The 16,440-nt window shown below is 67.7% G+C and carries 13 protein-coding genes; 10 read left to right on the forward strand and 3 right to left on the reverse strand.

All coding sequences use genetic code 11. The annotated features are described in order from the left end of the window. Positions 1-23: 23 nt before the first annotated feature. The 5 genes from AC1DMQ_RS04675 (at position 24) to odhB (ending at position 10,164) form a co-directional block, all read left to right on the forward strand. A complete protein-coding gene (locus tag AC1DMQ_RS04675; protein WP_477032381.1) occupies positions 24-3,374 on the forward strand; it encodes a glycosyltransferase in 3,351 nt (1,116 codons plus the stop codon). 271 nt (positions 3,375-3,645) lie between these two features. Beyond that, the gene (gene sucC, locus AC1DMQ_RS04680; protein ID WP_477032382.1) at positions 3,646-4,845 is read left to right on the forward strand and encodes an ADP-forming succinate--CoA ligase subunit beta; all 1,200 of its coding nucleotides are present in this window, start codon (positions 3,646-3,648) and stop codon (positions 4,843-4,845) included. Positions 4,846-4,850: 5 nt separating this feature from the next. Next, positions 4,851-5,735: a succinate--CoA ligase subunit alpha gene (gene sucD, locus AC1DMQ_RS04685; RefSeq protein ID WP_477032383.1), complete on the forward strand. Its 885-nt coding sequence runs from the start codon at positions 4,851-4,853 to the stop codon at positions 5,733-5,735. 171 nt (positions 5,736-5,906) lie between these two features. Next, positions 5,907-8,870, forward strand: coding sequence for a 2-oxoglutarate dehydrogenase E1 component (locus AC1DMQ_RS04690; RefSeq protein ID WP_477032384.1), 2,964 nt, complete (start codon positions 5,907-5,909; stop codon positions 8,868-8,870). A gap of 61 nt (positions 8,871-8,931) precedes the next feature. After that, entirely contained in the window at positions 8,932-10,164 is a 1,233-nt protein-coding gene (gene odhB / locus AC1DMQ_RS04695) for a 2-oxoglutarate dehydrogenase complex dihydrolipoyllysine-residue succinyltransferase (RefSeq protein WP_477032385.1), read from the forward strand. 71 nt (positions 10,165-10,235) lie between these two features. Here the strand turns inward: odhB and AC1DMQ_RS04700 are convergent, their stop codons facing one another. Next, positions 10,236-10,871, reverse strand: coding sequence for an HD domain-containing protein (locus AC1DMQ_RS04700; RefSeq protein ID WP_477032386.1), 636 nt, complete (start codon positions 10,869-10,871; stop codon positions 10,236-10,238). Between the two features lie 129 nt (positions 10,872-11,000). Between AC1DMQ_RS04700 and AC1DMQ_RS04705 the strand changes: the two genes are divergently transcribed. The 5 genes from AC1DMQ_RS04705 to AC1DMQ_RS04725 all read left to right on the forward strand — a co-directional run bounded on the left by AC1DMQ_RS04705 (position 11,001) and on the right by AC1DMQ_RS04725 (position 14,867). After that, a complete protein-coding gene (locus AC1DMQ_RS04705) occupies positions 11,001-11,993 on the forward strand; it encodes a GlxA family transcriptional regulator (RefSeq protein ID WP_477032387.1) in 993 nt (330 codons plus the stop codon). Further along, positions 11,990-12,337 (forward strand): DUF3088 family protein, encoded by a 348-nt coding sequence (locus AC1DMQ_RS04710; RefSeq protein WP_477032388.1) that lies wholly within the window; start codon positions 11,990-11,992, stop codon positions 12,335-12,337. Before AC1DMQ_RS04705 ends, AC1DMQ_RS04710 begins: the two co-directional genes overlap by 4 nt. Before the next feature lie 44 nt (positions 12,338-12,381). After that, entirely contained in the window at positions 12,382-12,864 is a 483-nt protein-coding gene (locus tag AC1DMQ_RS04715) for a putative signal transducing protein (RefSeq protein ID WP_477032389.1), read from the forward strand. Positions 12,865-13,064: 200 nt separating this feature from the next. Continuing rightward, a complete protein-coding gene (gene lpdA / locus AC1DMQ_RS04720; protein ID WP_477032390.1) occupies positions 13,065-14,465 on the forward strand; it encodes a dihydrolipoyl dehydrogenase in 1,401 nt (466 codons plus the stop codon). Between the two features lie 78 nt (positions 14,466-14,543). Continuing rightward, entirely contained in the window at positions 14,544-14,867 is a 324-nt protein-coding gene (locus tag AC1DMQ_RS04725) for a hypothetical protein (RefSeq protein WP_477032391.1), read from the forward strand. A 162-nt stretch (positions 14,868-15,029) separates the two neighbouring features. On the opposite strand, the gene AC1DMQ_RS04730 is transcribed toward AC1DMQ_RS04725, so the two are convergent. Together AC1DMQ_RS04730 and AC1DMQ_RS04735 are read right to left on the reverse strand one after the other, a co-directional pair. After that, positions 15,030-15,377 (reverse strand): hypothetical protein, encoded by a 348-nt coding sequence (locus tag AC1DMQ_RS04730; RefSeq protein WP_477032392.1) that lies wholly within the window; start codon positions 15,375-15,377, stop codon positions 15,030-15,032. A gap of 5 nt (positions 15,378-15,382) precedes the next feature. Further along, on the reverse strand, positions 15,383-16,231 hold the full coding sequence (locus tag AC1DMQ_RS04735; RefSeq protein ID WP_477032393.1) for a hypothetical protein: 849 nt from the start codon (positions 16,229-16,231) through the stop codon (positions 15,383-15,385). Positions 16,232-16,440: the final 209 nt, after the last annotated feature.

The following is a 16,440-nucleotide window of genomic DNA, read 5'->3' on the forward strand; positions in this document are numbered from 1 at the left end:
CTGACGAACGCGGGACCGCGACCATGGGCAGTGACGACCGGCATATCTTCCACGACCCCACCGGGCGGCGGGACCGGCGGATGCGGCTGATCCTGGGGATCACCCTCTCGGCCCTGGCGGCGATCGTCGCGGCCTTCCTGGCCACCCTGGCTTTCGCCCCGCGCCTGCCGTCGGTGACCCTGAAGGACCCGCACGTCCTGTCGTCCCTGCACAAGGAGACCGCGCACCGGCTCAAGCCAAACCTCGACTGGCGCAAGGTGCCCCGGCCGACCGCCGCGACAGGCTCGGCCCAGGTCCGCCCGATCAGCGTCGGCTTCTATGTCAGCTGGGACGAGGACTCCCGCGAGTCCCTGCGCCGCAACATCGACAAGCTGGACGTGGTCTCGCCGCAGTGGGTGGCGCTGAGGGGCTCGGACGGCGACATCGCGCTGGACGACGACCCGCAGGGCGTGGCGCGGATCGCGGCCGCTTCCAACCATCCGGCCGTGCTGCCCCTGGTGCACAACTCGGCCAACGCCGCCTTCAACGGACCGCTGGGCGACGCCCTGCTGGCCGATCCCAAGGCGCGGGCCAGGCTGATCGCGGGCCTGGCCGACCTGGCCGTCAAGCGCGGCTACGGCGGCTATGTCTTCGACCTGGAGAATCTGTCGCCCAAGGGCCTGGCGAACTATCCCAAGCTGCTGGACGAGGCCCGGGCGGTGCTGAAGCCGCAGGGCCGCGAGGTCTGGGTCACCGCGCCGTTCGACGGACAGGACTGGCCGCTGAAGGCGCTGCAGGACGCGTCCGACACCCTGGTCCTGATGGCCTACGACCAGCACTATGGCGGCGGCGACGCCGGGCCCAACGCCGGCCAGGACTGGTACGAGGGCGAGTTGGCCAAGCGGTTCGCCAAGCTGGATCCCGCCCGCACGATCATGGCCCTGGGCGCCTATGGCTACGACTGGACCCTGAACAAGAACGGCAAGGCCGCCTCGGGTTCGCCGGTCACGTTCCATGAAGCCATGCGCAACGCCCAGGACGCCGGCGCGACCATCGACATGGACGACGACGCCCTGAACCCGACTTACGACTATGTCGACGACAGCGGCGACAGCCACGAGGTCTGGTTCCTGGACGCCACGACCCTGTTCAACGAGATCAAGGTCACCGACGAATGGAAGCCGCGCGGCTACGGCCTGTGGCGGATGGGCATGGAGGATCCGGGCGTCTGGAGCGTGCTGGGCAAGCCCTACGGCCAGGCCTCGGCCGCCGGCCTGACCCACATTCCCAGCGGGACCAGCGTCGATTTCGACGGCGGCGGCGAGGTGCTGCGCGTCGAAGGCCTGCCCAGCCCCGGCAAGCGGACCCTGGAGTTCGATCCCGACACCGGCTTGATCGCCGACCAGGCCTACACGACCCTGCCCAGCTCGTACGTGATCGAGCGCTACGGCCAGAAGCCGGGCCTGGTGGCCCTGACCTTCGACGACGGCCCCGACGCGCGCTGGACGCCCAAGATCCTCGACATCCTCAAGAAGAAGAACGCCCCGGCCACCTTCTTCGTGATCGGCGAGAACATGCAGACCCGGCCCGACCTGGTGAAGCGCGAGGTCGCCGAGGGCCATGACGTGGGCAGCCACACCTGGACCCACCCCAATATCGGCGAGACGCCGATCGCCCAGACCGACGTCGAGCTGAACGCCACCCAGCGCCTGTTCGAGGTGATCACCGGCCGCTCGATGCGCCTGTTCCGGCCGCCGTTCTTCGGCGACGCCGAGCCGTCGACCCCGCACGAGGTGGCCCCGCTCGTGATCGCCCAGACCCTGGGCTACTTGGTCGTGGGCCTACGGATCGACCCCGACGACTGGCAGAAGCCGACGCCGCAGACGATCATCGACCGCACCCTGGAGCGCCTGGACCATCCCGGCGACCGGCCGGGTCAGGTGGTGCTGCTGCACGACGCCGGCGGCGACCGCTCGCGCACGGTGGCCGCCCTGCCGGGCCTGATCGACGCCATCCGCGCGCGCGGCTACCGGCTGGTCACGGTCGGCGAACTGGCCGGCATGAGCCCGGCCCAGGTGATGCCGATCAGCGACCGCGACCCGGTGGCCTTGGGGCTGGACCGCGTCGGCTTTGGGTTGTTCCGTACCCTGAAGATGTTGCTGACCGGCCTGTTCCTGACCGCCATCGCCCTGGGCCTGGCGCGGCTGGTGTTCCTGGCGGGCCTGGCCCTGGTCCACCGCTGGACGCACCAGAGCCCCGAGAACCTGGATCCCGAGACCGGTCCGCTGGTCAGCGTGCTGATCCCCTGCTTCAACGAGGAGAAGGTGATCGCCGCCTCGGTGGCGCGGATCCTGGAGTCCGAGTGGCGGAACATCGAGGTCCTGGTCCTCGACGACGGCTCCAAGGACAACACCGCCGACGAGGTGCGCCGCGCTCACGGCGACAATCCGCGCGTGACGCTGCTGAGCTTCGAGAACGGCGGCAAGGCGCGGGCGGTCAATCGCGGCCTGGCCGTGGCCAAGGGCGAGTATGTGGTGGCCCTGGACGCCGACACGCTTTTCCCGCCCAAGACCATCGGGCGCCTCGTGCGCTGGTTCCAGGACCCGACGATCGGGGCGGTGGCCGGCAACGCCATCGTCGGCAACCGGGTGAACATGGTCACCCGCTGGCAGGCCCTGGAATATGTCACCGCGCAGAACCTGGAGCGCCGCGCCCTGGCGACCCTGGGCGCGGTGACCGTGGTGCCGGGCGCGGTCGGGGCCTGGCGCAAGAGCGTGCTCGACGACCTGGGCGGCTATCCGGCCGACACCCTGGCCGAGGACCAGGACCTGACCATCGCGTGCCAGCGGGCGGGCTGGAAGGTGGCCTTCGATCCCTCGGCCCAGGCCTTCACCGAGGCCCCCGACACCGTGGGCGGCCTGCTCAAGCAGCGCTTCCGCTGGTCGTTCGGCACCCTGCAGTGCGTGTGGAAGCACCGCGCGGCGCTGTTCAACCCCAAAACCCCGGCCCTGGGCTTCGTGGCCCTGCCGCAGATCTGGCTGTTCCAGATCCTGCTGGCGGTCGCGGCTCCGCTCGTCGACCTGGCGGTGGTCTGGAGCCTGATCTCGGGTCTCTACGGCGTGATCGCCCACCCGGTGGAGTGGTCGCCCGACGACACGATCCGCGGCCTGCTCTATTGGGCGGTGTTCATCCTGGTCGACCTGTCGGCCGGCGCCCTGGGCATGGCGCTGGAGAAGCGCGCCCCGTGGGCCGACCTGCCGTACCTGCCGGTGCAGCGCTTCGGCTACCGGCAGTTGATGTACTATGTGGTGGTCAAATCGGTGCTGACCGCCGCGCGGGGCGGGCGCGTGGGCTGGGGAAAACTCGAGCGGCGGGCCACCGCGACGGTGAAGTGAGCGGCCATTCACGGTCGAGCCAGGGGCATGACAAGGCTGTCATTCGGCGCTGCGAGTGGTAGCGGTACCTTTTTTCGTGGCGAGGAAGGGGCGGCTTGACCCCTGGGAACTCAGCGTTCGGTGAAAAAGTCCAAGTAGTTCCGGGGTTGCGCCAGTTAGGCCCACTTTTTCAGATAGGCGGAACAATCGGTCCAAGCGCGGTTGCGCCTGCGAAATCACGCTCCTATAACCCGGCCACAATTTCAGAAGCCGTCGTCGAGACCGGTCCCTCATGAACATCCACGAACACCAAGCCAAAGCCGTCCTCGCTGAGTTCGGCGCTCCAGTTCCGCGCGGTTACGCCGCCTTCACGCCAGAGGAAGCCGTCGCCGCCGCTGAAAAGCTGGGCGGACCGGTGTTCGTCGTGAAGTCCCAGATCCACGCCGGTGGCCGTGGCAAGGGCAAGTTCGAGGGCTTGGGCCCCGACGCCAAGGGCGGCGTCCGCGTCGTCAAGTCGGTCGCCGACGTCAAGGCTTCGGCCGAGGAAATGCTCGGCCGCGTGCTGGTGACCCACCAGACCGGTCCCAAGGGCAAGCAGGTCAACCGCCTCTACATCGAAGAAGGCGCGGCGATCGCCAAGGAATTCTACCTGTCGCTGCTGGTCGACCGCGAGACCTCGATGGTTTCGGTGGTCGCCTCGACCGAAGGCGGCATGGACATCGAGGACGTGGCCCACGCCACTCCCGAAAAGATCCATAGCTTCTCGATCGACCCGGCGACCGGCGTGTGGCCGACCCACGCCCGCGCCCTGGCCAAGGCCCTGGGCCTGACCGGCGGCCTGGCCAAGGAAGCCGCCACGCTGCTCACCCAGCTCTATACGGCGTTCCTGGCCAAGGACATGGCCATGCTGGAGATCAACCCGCTGATCGTCACCGAGGACGAGCACCTGCGGGTCCTGGACGCCAAGCTGTCGTTCGACGGCAACTCGCTGTTCCGCCACCCGGACATCCGCGCCCTGCGCGACGAGAGCGAAGAAGACCCCAAGGAAATTGAAGCCTCGAAGTACGACCTGGCCTACATCGCCCTGGAAGGCGAAATCGGCTGCATGGTCAACGGCGCTGGCCTGGCCATGGCCACCATGGACATCATCAAGCTGTACGGCGCCGAGCCGGCCAACTTCCTGGATGTCGGCGGCGGCGCCAGCAAGGAGAAGGTCACCGCGGCCTTCAAGATCATCACCTCCGACCCGTCCGTGAAGGGCATCCTGGTCAACATCTTCGGCGGCATCATGCGCTGCGACATCATCGCGGAAGGCGTCATCGCCGCCGTGAAGGAAGTGGGCCTGAAGGTTCCGCTGGTCGTGCGCCTGGAAGGCACCAACGTCGAACTCGGCAAGAAAATCATTTCGGAAAGCGGCCTGAACGTCATCGCCGCCAACGACCTGTCGGACGGGGCCGAGAAGATCGTCGCCGCTGTCAAAGGGGCTGCGTAACTCTCATGTCCATCCTCATCGGTTCTGAAACCAAGGTCATCTGCCAGGGCATCACCGGCGCCCAGGGCACGTTCCACTCGGAACAGGCGATCGCCTACGGCACCAAGATGGTCGGCGGCGTGACCCCGGGCAAAGGCGGCCAGACCCACATCGGCCTGCCGGTGTTCGACACGGTCGGCGAAGCCCGCGAAGTCACCGGCGCCGACGCCACCGCGATCTACGTCCCGCCTCCCTTCGCGGCCGACTCGATCCTGGAAGCCATCGACGCGGAAATCCCGCTGATCATCTGCATCACCGAAGGCATCCCGGTGCTGGACATGGTCAAGGTGAAGAAGGCCCTGCAAGGCAGCAAGTCGCGCCTGATCGGCCCGAACTGCCCCGGCGTCCTGACCCCGAACCAGTGCAAGATCGGCATCATGCCGGGTTCGATCTTCTCGAACGGCTCGGTCGGCGTCGTTTCGCGCTCGGGCACCCTGACCTACGAAGCTGTGTTCCAGACCACGAACGCGGGCCTCGGCCAGACCACGGCCGTCGGCATCGGCGGCGACCCGGTCAAGGGCACCGAGTTCATCGACATCCTCGAACTGTTCCTGGCCGACGAAGCCACCAAGTCGATCGTCATGATCGGCGAGATCGGCGGCTCGGCCGAGGAAGAAGCCGCCCAGTTCCTGGCGGACGAAGCCAAGCGCGGCCGCAAGAAGCCCATGGTCGGCTTCATCGCCGGCCGCACGGCCCCTCCCGGCCGTCACATGGGCCACGCCGGCGCGATCATCTCGGGCGGCAAGGGCGGCGCTGAAGACAAGATCGCCGCGATGGAAGCCGCGGGCATCCGCGTCTCGCCGTCGCCGGCCAAGCTGGGCGAGACCCTCCTCGAGGTGCTCAAAGGCTAATCACGACACCGAAACCCCGCCCCGCGCGGGGCCCAGGTTTTTTGCGACCGCCAGTCGACGATCCGAAAAAATCACCTGGGCCCCGTTCGTTCTACGGGCGCCCGGTGATTGAGAGACTATATTTACGCAACGCGGTTAGCGGTGGCGTAAAAGGATCGTAAGGCAAAGACGATGGCGGACGACGCAGGCATCATCAATCAGGTCTTGACCGAGACCTCGTTCCTCTACGGCGCCAATGCGGCGTTCGTGGAAGATCTCTATGCCCGGTGGGCGGAGAACCCTGGATCGGTCGAGCCTTCTTGGGGCGCCTTCTTCGCCACGCTCTCGGACCAGGCCGACCAAGTCAAGCGCGCCGCGCAGGACCCGACCTGGACGCCCCGCCAGGCGCCGACCGTCCGTCCCGAGTGGCTGTCGGCCCTCGACGGCCAGTGGCCGACCGTGGCCCCCGCCGTCGAAGCCAAGATGACCAAGGCCATCGAGGCCAAGGCTCCCGGCACTTCCGCCGAAGCCGTCCGCGCCGCCACGCTGGACAGCCTGCGCGCCATCATGATGATCCGGGCCTACCGGATGCGCGGCCACCTGGCCGCCAATCTCGACCCGCTGGGCCTTGAACCCAAGACCTCGGCCCCCGAGCTGGATCCGTCGACCTACGGCTTCTCGGAAGCCGACTACGACCGTCCGATCTTCCTGGACTTCGTGCTGGGCATGGAGACCTCGACGATCCGCGAGATCCTGTCGATCCTGCGCCGCACCTACTGCGACAACGTCGGCGTGCAGTACATGCACATCTCGGATCCGACCGAGAAGGCCTGGCTGCAGGAGCGCATCGAGGGCCGCGACAAGGAAATCGTGTTCTCCAAGGAGGGCAAGGTCGCCATCCTGAAGAAGCTGATCGAGGCCGAGGGCTTCGAACGCTTCCTGCACAAGCGCTTCCCCGGCACCAAGCGCTTCGGTCTGGACGGCGGCGAGGCCTGCATCCCCGCGCTGGAACAGATCATCAAGCGCGGCGGCGCGCTGGGCGTGAAGGAAATCGTCATCGGCATGCCGCACCGCGGCCGCCTGAACACCCTGGCCGCCGTGATGGGCAAGCCCTATCACGTCATCTTCCACGAGTTCCAGGGCGGCTCATCGGTGCCCTCGGACATCGAGGGTTCGGGCGACGTGAAGTACCACATGGGCGCTTCGTCGGACCGCGAGTTCGACGACAACAAGGTCCACCTGTCGCTGACCGCCAACCCCTCGCACCTGGAAATCGTCAATCCGGTGGTGATCGGCAAGGCCCGCGCCAAGCAGGCCTTCACCCTGCGCGAGCAGCCGGACGCCGGCCGCGGCCACGTGCTGCCGCTGCTGCTGCACGGCGACGCGGCCTTCGCGGGCCAGGGCGTGGTGGCCGAGTGCTTCACCCTGTCGGGCCTGAAGGGCTACCGCACGGGCGGCACCATCCACTTCATCGTCAACAACCAGATCGGCTTCACGACCAGCCCGCGCTATTCGCGCAGCTCGCCCTATCCGTCGGACGTGGCGCTGATGGTCGAAGCCCCGATCTTCCACGTGAACGGCGACGACCCCGAAGCCGTGGTCTTCGCGGCCAAGGTCGCCACCGAATATCGCCAGATGTTCGGCAAGGACGTGGTCATCGACATGTTCTGCTATCGCCGGTTCGGTCACAACGAAGGTGACGACCCGACGATGACCTCGCCCTTGATGTACGCCAAGATCAAGGACCACATCTCGACCCGCGAACTCTACAGCCAGCGCCTGGTCGGCGAGGGCGTCGCCACCCAGGGCGAAGTCGACGGCTGGGTCAGCGAGTTCGAGACCTTCCTCGACAACGAGTTCGAAGCCGGCAAGGGCTACAAGGCCAACAAGGCCGACTGGCTGGACGGCAAGTGGAAGGGTCTGGCCCTGCCCGGCGACGAAGAGCGCAAGGGCAAGACCGACGTCGCCAAGACCCGGCTGCTGGAGATCGGTCGCCAGATCACGACCATTCCGGACCGCATCAACGCCCACAAGACCGTCAAGCGCGTGATCGAGAACCGTCGCGAGGCGATCGAGAAGGGCGAGAACATCGACTGGGGCACCGCCGAGCATCTGGCGTTCGCCACCCTGCTCGACGAGGGCTTCCCCGTCCGCCTGTCCGGCCAGGACAGCGTGCGCGGCACCTTCACCCAGCGCCATTCGGACATCATCGACCAGACGACCGAAGAGCACTTTACGCCGCTGAATAACATCCGCCCCGGCCAGGCCCACTACGAGGTCATCGACTCGGCCCTGTCGGAAGAGGCGGTGCTGGGCTTCGAATACGGCTTCTCGCTGGCCGACCCGAACACCATGACCCTGTGGGAAGGCCAGTTCGGCGACTTCGTGAACGGCGCCCAGGTGGTCATCGACCAGTTCATCAGCTCGGGCGAGCGCAAGTGGCTGCGGATGAGCGGCCTGACCATGCTGCTGCCGCACGGCTACGAAGGCCAGGGCCCCGAGCACAGCTCGGCGCGCCTCGAGCGCTTCCTGCAGTCGTGCGCGGAAGACAACATGCAGGTGGTCAACTGCACCACCCCGGCCAACTACTTCCACGCCCTGCGTCGCCAGATGCACCGCGAGTTCCGCAAGCCCTTGATCGTCATGACGCCCAAGAGCCTGCTGCGTCACAAGAAGGCGGTCTCGAACCTGGCTGACATGGCCGAGGGCTCCAGCTTCCACCGCGTGATGATCGACGGCGCCGAAGCCAACTGCGACGTCGGCGGCATCAAGCTGAAGAGCGACGACAAGATCACCCGCGTCATCGCCTGCTCGGGCAAGGTCTATTTCGACCTGATCGACGCCCGGGCCAAGGCCGGCCGCGACGACGTCTACATCGTGCGCCTGGAGCAGTTCTATCCGTGGCCTCTGAAGTCGGTGCTGGCCGTGCTCGGAAGGTTCAAGAACGCCGAACTCGTTTGGTGTCAGGAAGAACCCAAGAACATGGGCGGCTGGACCTTCGTCGATCCGTGGCTGGAGCTCAGCCTGGCCAAGCTCGACGTGAAGGCCAAGCGCGCCCGCTACGTCGGCCGTCCGGCCTCGGCCTCCACGGCCGCCGGCATGATGAGCCGCCACATGAGAGAACTCGAGACCTTCCTGAACGAAGCCTTCGCCTGATCGCTTCGCTTAGGCCCTGAACTGAACCCGCCGGACCAAACAAGAGACATCGGAACCCCACATGGCCGACATCATGACCCCCGCCCTCGGCGAATCCGTCACCGAAGCGACGGTGGCCCGCTGGACCAAGAAGGCCGGGGAGGCGGTGAAGAAGGACGAACTGCTCGTCGAGCTGGAAACCGACAAGGTCAGCCTTGAAGTCGTGGCTCCGGCCGACGGCGTCCTGGCCTCGATCGCCGCCGAGGAAGGCGCGACCGTGGTGCCCGGTACGGTGCTGGGCGTGGTGACCGAAGGCGGCGCCGCGACCGCCGCTCCGGCTGCTCCGGCCGCCGCCGCTGCTCCGGCCCCCGCGCCGGCTCCGGCCGCCGCTCCCGCTCTCGCGCCCGCTCCGGCTCCGGCTCCGGCTCCGGCCGCCGCCGCGCCGGTCAGCCCGGCTCCGGCCCGCATCGCCGCCGAGAACAACCTGGACCTGTCGAAGGTCGCGGGCTCGGGCAAGGACGGCCGGGTGACCAAGGGCGACGCCCTGGCCGCCCTGGAAGCCCGCGCCAACGCCCCGGCTCCGGCCGCCGCCCCGGCCGCGCCGCGTCCGATCCACGAGCGCGAAGAGCGCGTGAAGATGACGCGCCTGCGTCAGACGATCGCCCGTCGCCTGAAGGAAGCCCAGAACAACGCCGCCATGCTGACGACCTTCAACGAGGTCGACATGAGCGCGGTGATGGCCCTGCGCAATTCCTACAAGGACGTCTTTGAAAAGAAGCACGGCGTGAAGCTGGGCTTCATGTCGTTCTTCACCAAGGCGGTCGTCGCCGCCCTGAAGGCCGTGCCGGACGTCAACGCCGAGATCGACGGGACCGACATCGTCTACAAGAACCACTACGACATCGGCGTGGCCGTCGGCACCGACAAGGGCCTGGTCGTTCCGGTCGTGCGTGACGCCGACCAACTGAGCCTGGCCGAGATCGAGAAGGCCATCGGCGCCCTGGGCAAGAAGGCCCGCGACGGCCAGCTGGCCATCGAGGACATGCAGGGCGGCACCTTCACCATCACCAACGGCGGCATCTACGGCTCGCTGATGTCGACCCCGATCCTCAACGCGCCGCAGTCGGGCATCCTGGGCATGCACGCGATCAAGGAGCGGGCCATGGTGGTCGGCGGCAAGATCGAGGTCCGCCCGATGATGTACCTGGCGCTCAGCTACGACCACCGCGTGGTCGACGGCCAAGGCGCGGTGACCTTCCTGGTGAAGGTCAAGGAAGCCCTGGAAGACCCGCAGCGCCTGCTGCTGGAGCTCTAGTCGCTCCGACAAGACGAACGGAAAAGGGGCCGCGCGAGCGGCCCCTTTTTTGTTGCCTGGAAGCTGTGCGTTCACCCCGGCCAGCGCGAGCCGCGGATGACGCTGCAGAAGTTCCCGCGGTGGAAGTGCGGGTCCTTGTCGGCCAGGACGTCGGCCTTCACGTTGCCGAAGGTGGTGTCCGGCTTGTGCTTGATGCCGTCGTAGAAGGCCTGGAGGATGTCTTCCTTGAAGTGGTCGTCGCGCGGGTGGGCGCGGACCACGGCCTCGCGGTCGGCGTCGCCGAACCCTTCGAAGTCCAGGCCCAGCACGTCCATCTCGACCCCGGCGGTGACCAGGGCGACGACCGGGTGCATGTGCTGGGGGATGCCCGGCGTGGTGTGCAGGGCGATCGCGGTCCACACCGTGTCGATGTCATGCGGCGACAGACCCTGGCCGCGCAGGAAGTCGCGGGCGGCGTTGGCGCCGTCGACCTCGAACCGCTCGTGGGCGCTGCTGTGCTGATGGGTCAGCCCCATGTCGTGGAACATCGCCCCGGCGTAGAGCAGCTCGCGGTCGAAGGTCAGGCTGCGACGCAGCCCGGCCAGGGCCGCGAAGTAGTAGACCCGGCTGGAATGGTGGAAGAGCAGGGGCGTCTCGGTGTCGCGCACCAGCTCGGTGATCTGGCGGGCGAGACGGCTGTCGGGAATGGCCACGGTGTCGATCGTCATGGGCTTGGTCCTGGGTTGGCCCGGGCTGCGGGGCTGATGACCGGACGCTAGGCGCGCGTGGCGATGTCTGCTATTTACGTGAAGCGACGATTTCTGCCATTCGGCCGCCGATCAGGACAGGAGGCGCGCATGACCCGGACGATCGCCATCCTCGCCGTGCCCGGCGTGCAGCTGCTGGACGTGTCCGGTCCCCTGGACGTCTTCGCCGAGGCCAACGCCCAGACGGGCCGGACGGTCTACCGGCCCTGCGTGGTCTCGTCGGAGGGCCGCGCCGTCCGCAGTTCATCCGGCGTGCGGCTGCTGGCCGACCACGTGATCGGCGAGGCTTGGGACGCGGCCGACTGGGGCGTGATCGACACCCTGCTGGTCGCGGGCGCGCCCAAGGCGGCCGAGACGCGGCTGGATCCGGCGGTTGGCGACTGGCTGCGGGCCGCCGCCGCGAAAAGCCGCCGCCACGGCTCGGTGTGCAGCGGGGCCTTCCTGCTGGGCGCCGCCGGCCTGCTGGACGGACGGCGGGTCACCACCCACTGGGCCGTGGCCGAGCAGCTGGCCCTGGCCTTTCCGTCGGTCATGGTCGAGGCCGACGCCATCCACGTTCGTGACGGGGCGCTGCGCACCGCCGCCGGCGTCACGGCGGGCCTCGACCTGGCCCTGGCCCTGGTCGAGGAGGACCTGGGTCGCGAGATCGCCCTGAAGGTCGCCGCCCAGCTGGTGATGTTCTTCAAGCGGCCCGGCGGCCAGATGCAGTTCAGCCGCCATGGCGAGGCCGCGCCCGCGGGCCGCTCGGCCCTGCAGGCGGTGCAGCGCTGGGTCGCCGCCAACCCGGCCGAGGACCACGACGTGACCAGCCTGGCCCGCCGGATGGGCCTCAGCCCCCGCCACTTCGCCCGGGTGTTCCGCGAAGAGGTCGGCGTCACCCCGGCCTCGTGGATCGAGACCGTGCGGGTGACGGCGGCGCGACGCCTGCTGGAAACCGGGAGCGAGCCGCCCAAGCAGGTCGCCGCGCGCTGCGGCTTTTCCGACCCCGACACCCTGCGCCGGGCCTTCGCGCGCCATGTCGGGGTCACCCCGGCCGAGTATCGCAAGCGGTTCGCCGCGTCCGCTCTGGAGTCCGCCTCATGAAAGACCGCCTGTTCCTGCTCCGCCCCGACTGGATCGACCAGGACCGGCCGTGGTTCTGCATGGCCTGCGCGGCGGTGGAAGGGTTCCTGGGCTACTATCCGGCGGTGCGCGCTCAGCTGGACATCGCCTACCTGCCCTATGAGCGCCCGCGCCGTCCGGTGGTCGACCTGCTGGGCGAGGCGCATCAGAACCTGCCGACCCTGATCCTGGCCGCGCCGTTCGAGCATCCGGACCTGCGCGACGGTGACCTGCGGGAGGCGAACGGCCTGTGGTTCGCCACCAACGAAGGCCCGATCACCCGGGTCCTGGCGGCCCGGTACGAGGTCTCGCCGCCGCATCCTTGAGGTCGCGGCGTTTCTCGGTCAGGCTTCGGTCACGGAGGCCTCGCATGAGCCTGAAGGAAATCGCCCGGTTCGCCGACCTGACCGAAGCCCAGATCGCCGCCTCGCGCCTGCGGGCCGAGGGCGTGCAGGTGCTGGTGCAGAACGAGTACTGGGGCGGGGCCGACTTCATCATGACCATCGCCATGGGCGGCTTCCGCCTCTGGGCGCCCGAGGACCAGGCGGCCGAGGCCAAGGCCCTGATCGGCGAGCTCCGAGCGGGTGCGCCGCCTCCGGAAGAGCCCGAGGACGACGAGCCGATCCCGCCCCGCCCGGCCGCGCCGGCTGTCGGGGCCGCCCGCACCGGCCTGGCCCTGGTCCTGGCGCTTCTGCTGGGTTGGGCCGGCGGGCTGCTGGTGGTCGGGCGGCGTCGACATGCCGCCGTGACGGGCGTGGTCGTCGCGCTGACCGCGATCAGCCTCCTCAGCCTCCTGGTCATCGTCTGGGCCTGGCTGAGCTATATCGCGGGCGGGACGTCGGCGCTTCGCTAGACCCTCCGTCCGGCGCGCGCGCCGATCGTCGGGGCGGAATCGCGCAAGACCGCACGAACGCGCCTTTTTAACGCACCTGTTGGGTTGATCCTTAAGGCAGAGACGCTAGGAGTACCCGCGCCCATCACCCTTGGGAAACCGGGGGACAGGCCCCATTTTCTGTCCGGCGCCGAACGTGGCGCGTCTCAAGGCGAAGATCCATGGCTCAATACGACGTCGTCATCATCGGGGGCGGCCCCGGCGGCTACAACGGCGCGATCCGCGCCGGGCAGCTGGGTCTGAAGACCGCCATCGTCGAAGGACGCGGCAAGCTGGGCGGCACCTGCCTGAACGTCGGCTGCATGCCGTCCAAGGCCCTGCTGCACGCCTCGGAGATGTTCGAAGCCGCCAGCGGCGGCGAGTTCGCCAAGCTGGGCATCGAGGTCAAGCCGAAGCTGAACCTGCCCCAGATGATGGCCCAGAAGGCCGAGAGCGTCGAAGCCCTGACCAAGGGCGTCGAGTTCCTGATGAAGAAGAACAAGGTCGACTACATCAAGGGCTGGGGCCGCATCGACGGACCCGGCAAGGTGGTCGTGAAGGCCGAGGACGGCACGGAAACCGTCCTCGAGACCAAGAACATCGTCATCGCCACCGGCTCTGAGCCCACCCCGCTGCCGGGCGTGACCATCGACAACAAGCGCATCGTCGACTCGACCGGCGCGCTGAGCCTGCCCGACGTGCCCAAGAGCCTGATCGTGGTCGGCGCCGGCGTCATCGGCCTGGAACTGGGCTCGGTCTGGAAGCGCCTGGGCGCCGAAGTGACGGTGGTCGAATATCTGGACCGCATCATCCCGGGCACCGACACCGAGGTGGCCACCGCCTTCCAGAAGATCCTGACCAAGCAGGGCTTCAAGTTCAAGCTGGGCTCGAAGATCACCGGCGCGACCGCCGGCGACAAGCAGGTCCAGGTGACTGTCGAGCCGGCCGCCGGCGGCGACGCCGAGACCCTGCAGGCCGACTACGTGTTGGTGGCCATCGGCCGTCGTCCGTTCACCCAGGGTCTGGGCCTGGAGACGGTCGGCATCGAGGTCGACAAGCGCGGCATGATCGCCAACGACCACTACAAGACCTCGGCGCCGGGCGTCTGGGTCATCGGCGACGTGACCAGCGGCCCGATGCTGGCCCACAAGGCCGAGGACGAGGCCGTGGCCTGCATGGAGTTGATCGCCGGCAAGGCCGGTCACGTGAACTACGACATCATCCCGGGCGTCATCTACACCAAGCCGGAAGTCGCCACGGTCGGTAAGACCGAGGAGGACCTCAAGGCCGCGGGCGTCGCCTACAAGGTCGGCAAGTTCCCGTTCCTGGCCAACAGCCGCGCAAAGATCAACCACGAGACCGACGGCTTCGTGAAGGTGCTGGCCGACGCCAAGACCGACCGCATCCTGGGCGCCCACGCCGTGGGTCCCAACGTCGGCGACATGATCGCCGAGATCTGCGTGGCGATGGAGTTCGGCGGCTCGTCGGAAGACGTGGCCCGCACCTGCCACCCGCACCCGACCCGCTCGGAGGCCTTCCGTCAGGCCTCGATGGCCGTCGAAGGCTGGACGATGCAAGCCTAAGGCTTCTGTCGCCGATTTAACGGGCGCTCGCGCTCGACCGAACGTAGAGTGGCGGGGTCTCGGAAACGGAGCCCCGCCATGCTTTTGTCCGCTCTGCTGCTGGCCGCCGCGGTCCAGGCCGCGCCGCCGCCCGTATCGCGCTCCGCGATGCCGCCGTTTCGGGGAAGCGTTGCTGTCTACACCGCCAAGGAAGAGGCCATGGAGGCGATCCGCAAGCAGGCGGCCTGCCGGGAGACGGGCGTGCAGCAGGTCGATCAGCCTCCGCTCGCCGTCGAGTCCAAGGTCCAGCGCCTGGGCGACCTGCCGCCCGCCAACCACACCCTGACCGTACTGCGCAGCGTCGACGGCTGCCCGGTGTCCTCGACGATCCGCTTCAACGTGGATCGTCCGGCCGGGCGTTAAGCGTCGACGCTAGGAAGGTTGTTCATCCGGAAAGCGGCTGGGAAGCCGGCGTGGGGCCGGCCAGTTCGCGCGATCCTCGACCTGTCCCAGACCGCATCCTCCTCGCCCCGGCCAAGAGGCCGGGGCGAGGAGGCGTGGGACTTCAAGCCTCCTCGCCGGGACCTACTCTCCCTCGCCGGGAACTTCCCCGCCCTCCTCGGGCGGTTCGGGCGGTTCGGGCGTGGGCGGCGGTGCGGGAGGGCCATCCGGAGCATCCGGGCCCTCGGGATCGTCTGGGTCGTCGGGTATCGCTACGCCGCCTTCGCCGGGGAAGGCCGGCAGGTCTGGATCATTGGGATCCTCGCCGGGCTGAAGGGGGGCGGGGCCTTCGCCGGGGCCGACCGGACCGGGCGCGTCCGGCTCATCCGGGTCGACGGAGCCGTCGATCGCGAGGAGAGCCGTCCGAGCCAAGGCGTCGCCGGCCGAGGCCATATCGGCGCGGACGAAAGTCTGGGAAAACGAGAGCGCCATGAGGGTCAGGCCTTCCTTGGGGAAGGGGGCGCGTCGATGGCTAGATTGTAGCACATGGACAGGCGCGCATTGCCTTGTTCGAGCGGCGGCAGGTTGTCGCCCGCGAAGCCGGGCATGAATTGGTCCAGGCCTTGCCACTCCGAATCGCTGATGTTGAGGCCGTTGTTGCTGAAATAGGTGAGCACCGTGATCCCGACCTTCAGCGGGTCGGCCGAATGTGGACGGCGAACCAGCATCTGGGCCAGCAGCGGCGTCTCGCCCTGCGCTTCCAGCGACCCGGGGTTCACGATGTACTGCCACTCGCAGGTGAGGTTGTCATCGACGCCCGACCGATTGATGATTTGAAGGTCCGACACCGTCCGGGTGGTTGAGTTGGTGATTGTCGTCGATGCGCTGACCGAACCGGTGGGGGTGTCGCCCATGAAACCGACGCTGCCGCCGACGGTCTGGCTGATCGTGTCGGTATAGCTATTGGTGGCCTGGGAGGTGTCTGGCGAACTGGCGATCAGTTCGAGACCGTCGGGCGGCCCCTGGGTGACCGGCTGAGGGCCCCACGACGTCGTGACGATCTTGTAGGGCGGCTGGTAGGGAACGGTGTAGTCGACATAGAGGCCGTAGCCGGCGATCGAGCGACCGCCTCTCGCCGCCAGAGAACTCTGGCCGTTCAATTCGATCAGGAAGTAATCGAAAGTATCGGCGCTTCCATTTTCCTGCGCAGACATCGCCCAGGTCGAGGCCGTGACGCGGTAGTTCCAGCATCCGATCTGTGAATTCCCAGGCCAGCTGTTTTCAAATTCCTGGGCTATGGATCTGACATTGGCGAATACATCTTCAGTCGATGAACCGTCAGGCATTCGGTTTCCCCCTAGTTATTGGCTTTATTGCAGCGAATAGCCGCGAAACATTTGGGAGGAGTTATTGGAAAAGATCAATCTTAAATCGTGCTAGTTCATACTGAACGGATAGGGCGTGTGGCCAGACAAACGTGAAAAAGCCCCGCCGGGGGCAAATCCGGCGGGGCTCTACGCTAAGTTCTCGGGGAGGAGACGCCCTCAATCACGCG

The sequence above is a fragment of the Caulobacter sp. 05L422 genome, assembly GCF_056397765.1.

Excerpts from the sequence above, each read along its gene's own strand:
- sucC (WP_477032382.1), top strand. The coding sequence starts at position 3,646 with ATGAACATCCACGAACACCAAGCCAAAGCCGTCCTCGCTGAGTTCGGC.
- AC1DMQ_RS04705 (WP_477032387.1), top strand. The coding sequence starts at position 11,001 with ATGACCCGGACGATCGCCATCCTCGCCGTGCCCGGCGTGCAGCTGCTG.
- AC1DMQ_RS04730 (WP_477032392.1), bottom strand. The coding sequence starts at position 15,377 with ATGGCGCTCTCGTTTTCCCAGACTTTCGTCCGCGCCGATATGGCCTCG.
- AC1DMQ_RS04725 (WP_477032391.1), top strand. The coding sequence starts at position 14,544 with ATGCTTTTGTCCGCTCTGCTGCTGGCCGCCGCGGTCCAGGCCGCGCCG.
- sucD (WP_477032383.1), top strand. The coding sequence starts at position 4,851 with ATGTCCATCCTCATCGGTTCTGAAACCAAGGTCATCTGCCAGGGCATC.
- AC1DMQ_RS04690 (WP_477032384.1), top strand. The coding sequence starts at position 5,907 with ATGGCGGACGACGCAGGCATCATCAATCAGGTCTTGACCGAGACCTCG.
- odhB (WP_477032385.1), top strand. The coding sequence starts at position 8,932 with ATGGCCGACATCATGACCCCCGCCCTCGGCGAATCCGTCACCGAAGCG.
- AC1DMQ_RS04710 (WP_477032388.1), top strand. The coding sequence starts at position 11,990 with ATGAAAGACCGCCTGTTCCTGCTCCGCCCCGACTGGATCGACCAGGAC.
- AC1DMQ_RS04715 (WP_477032389.1), top strand. The coding sequence starts at position 12,382 with ATGAGCCTGAAGGAAATCGCCCGGTTCGCCGACCTGACCGAAGCCCAG.
- AC1DMQ_RS04700 (WP_477032386.1), bottom strand. The coding sequence starts at position 10,871 with ATGACGATCGACACCGTGGCCATTCCCGACAGCCGTCTCGCCCGCCAG.
- AC1DMQ_RS04735 (WP_477032393.1), bottom strand. The coding sequence starts at position 16,231 with ATGCCTGACGGTTCATCGACTGAAGATGTATTCGCCAATGTCAGATCC.
- AC1DMQ_RS04675 (WP_477032381.1), top strand. The coding sequence starts at position 24 with ATGGGCAGTGACGACCGGCATATCTTCCACGACCCCACCGGGCGGCGG.
- lpdA (WP_477032390.1), top strand. The coding sequence starts at position 13,065 with ATGGCTCAATACGACGTCGTCATCATCGGGGGCGGCCCCGGCGGCTAC.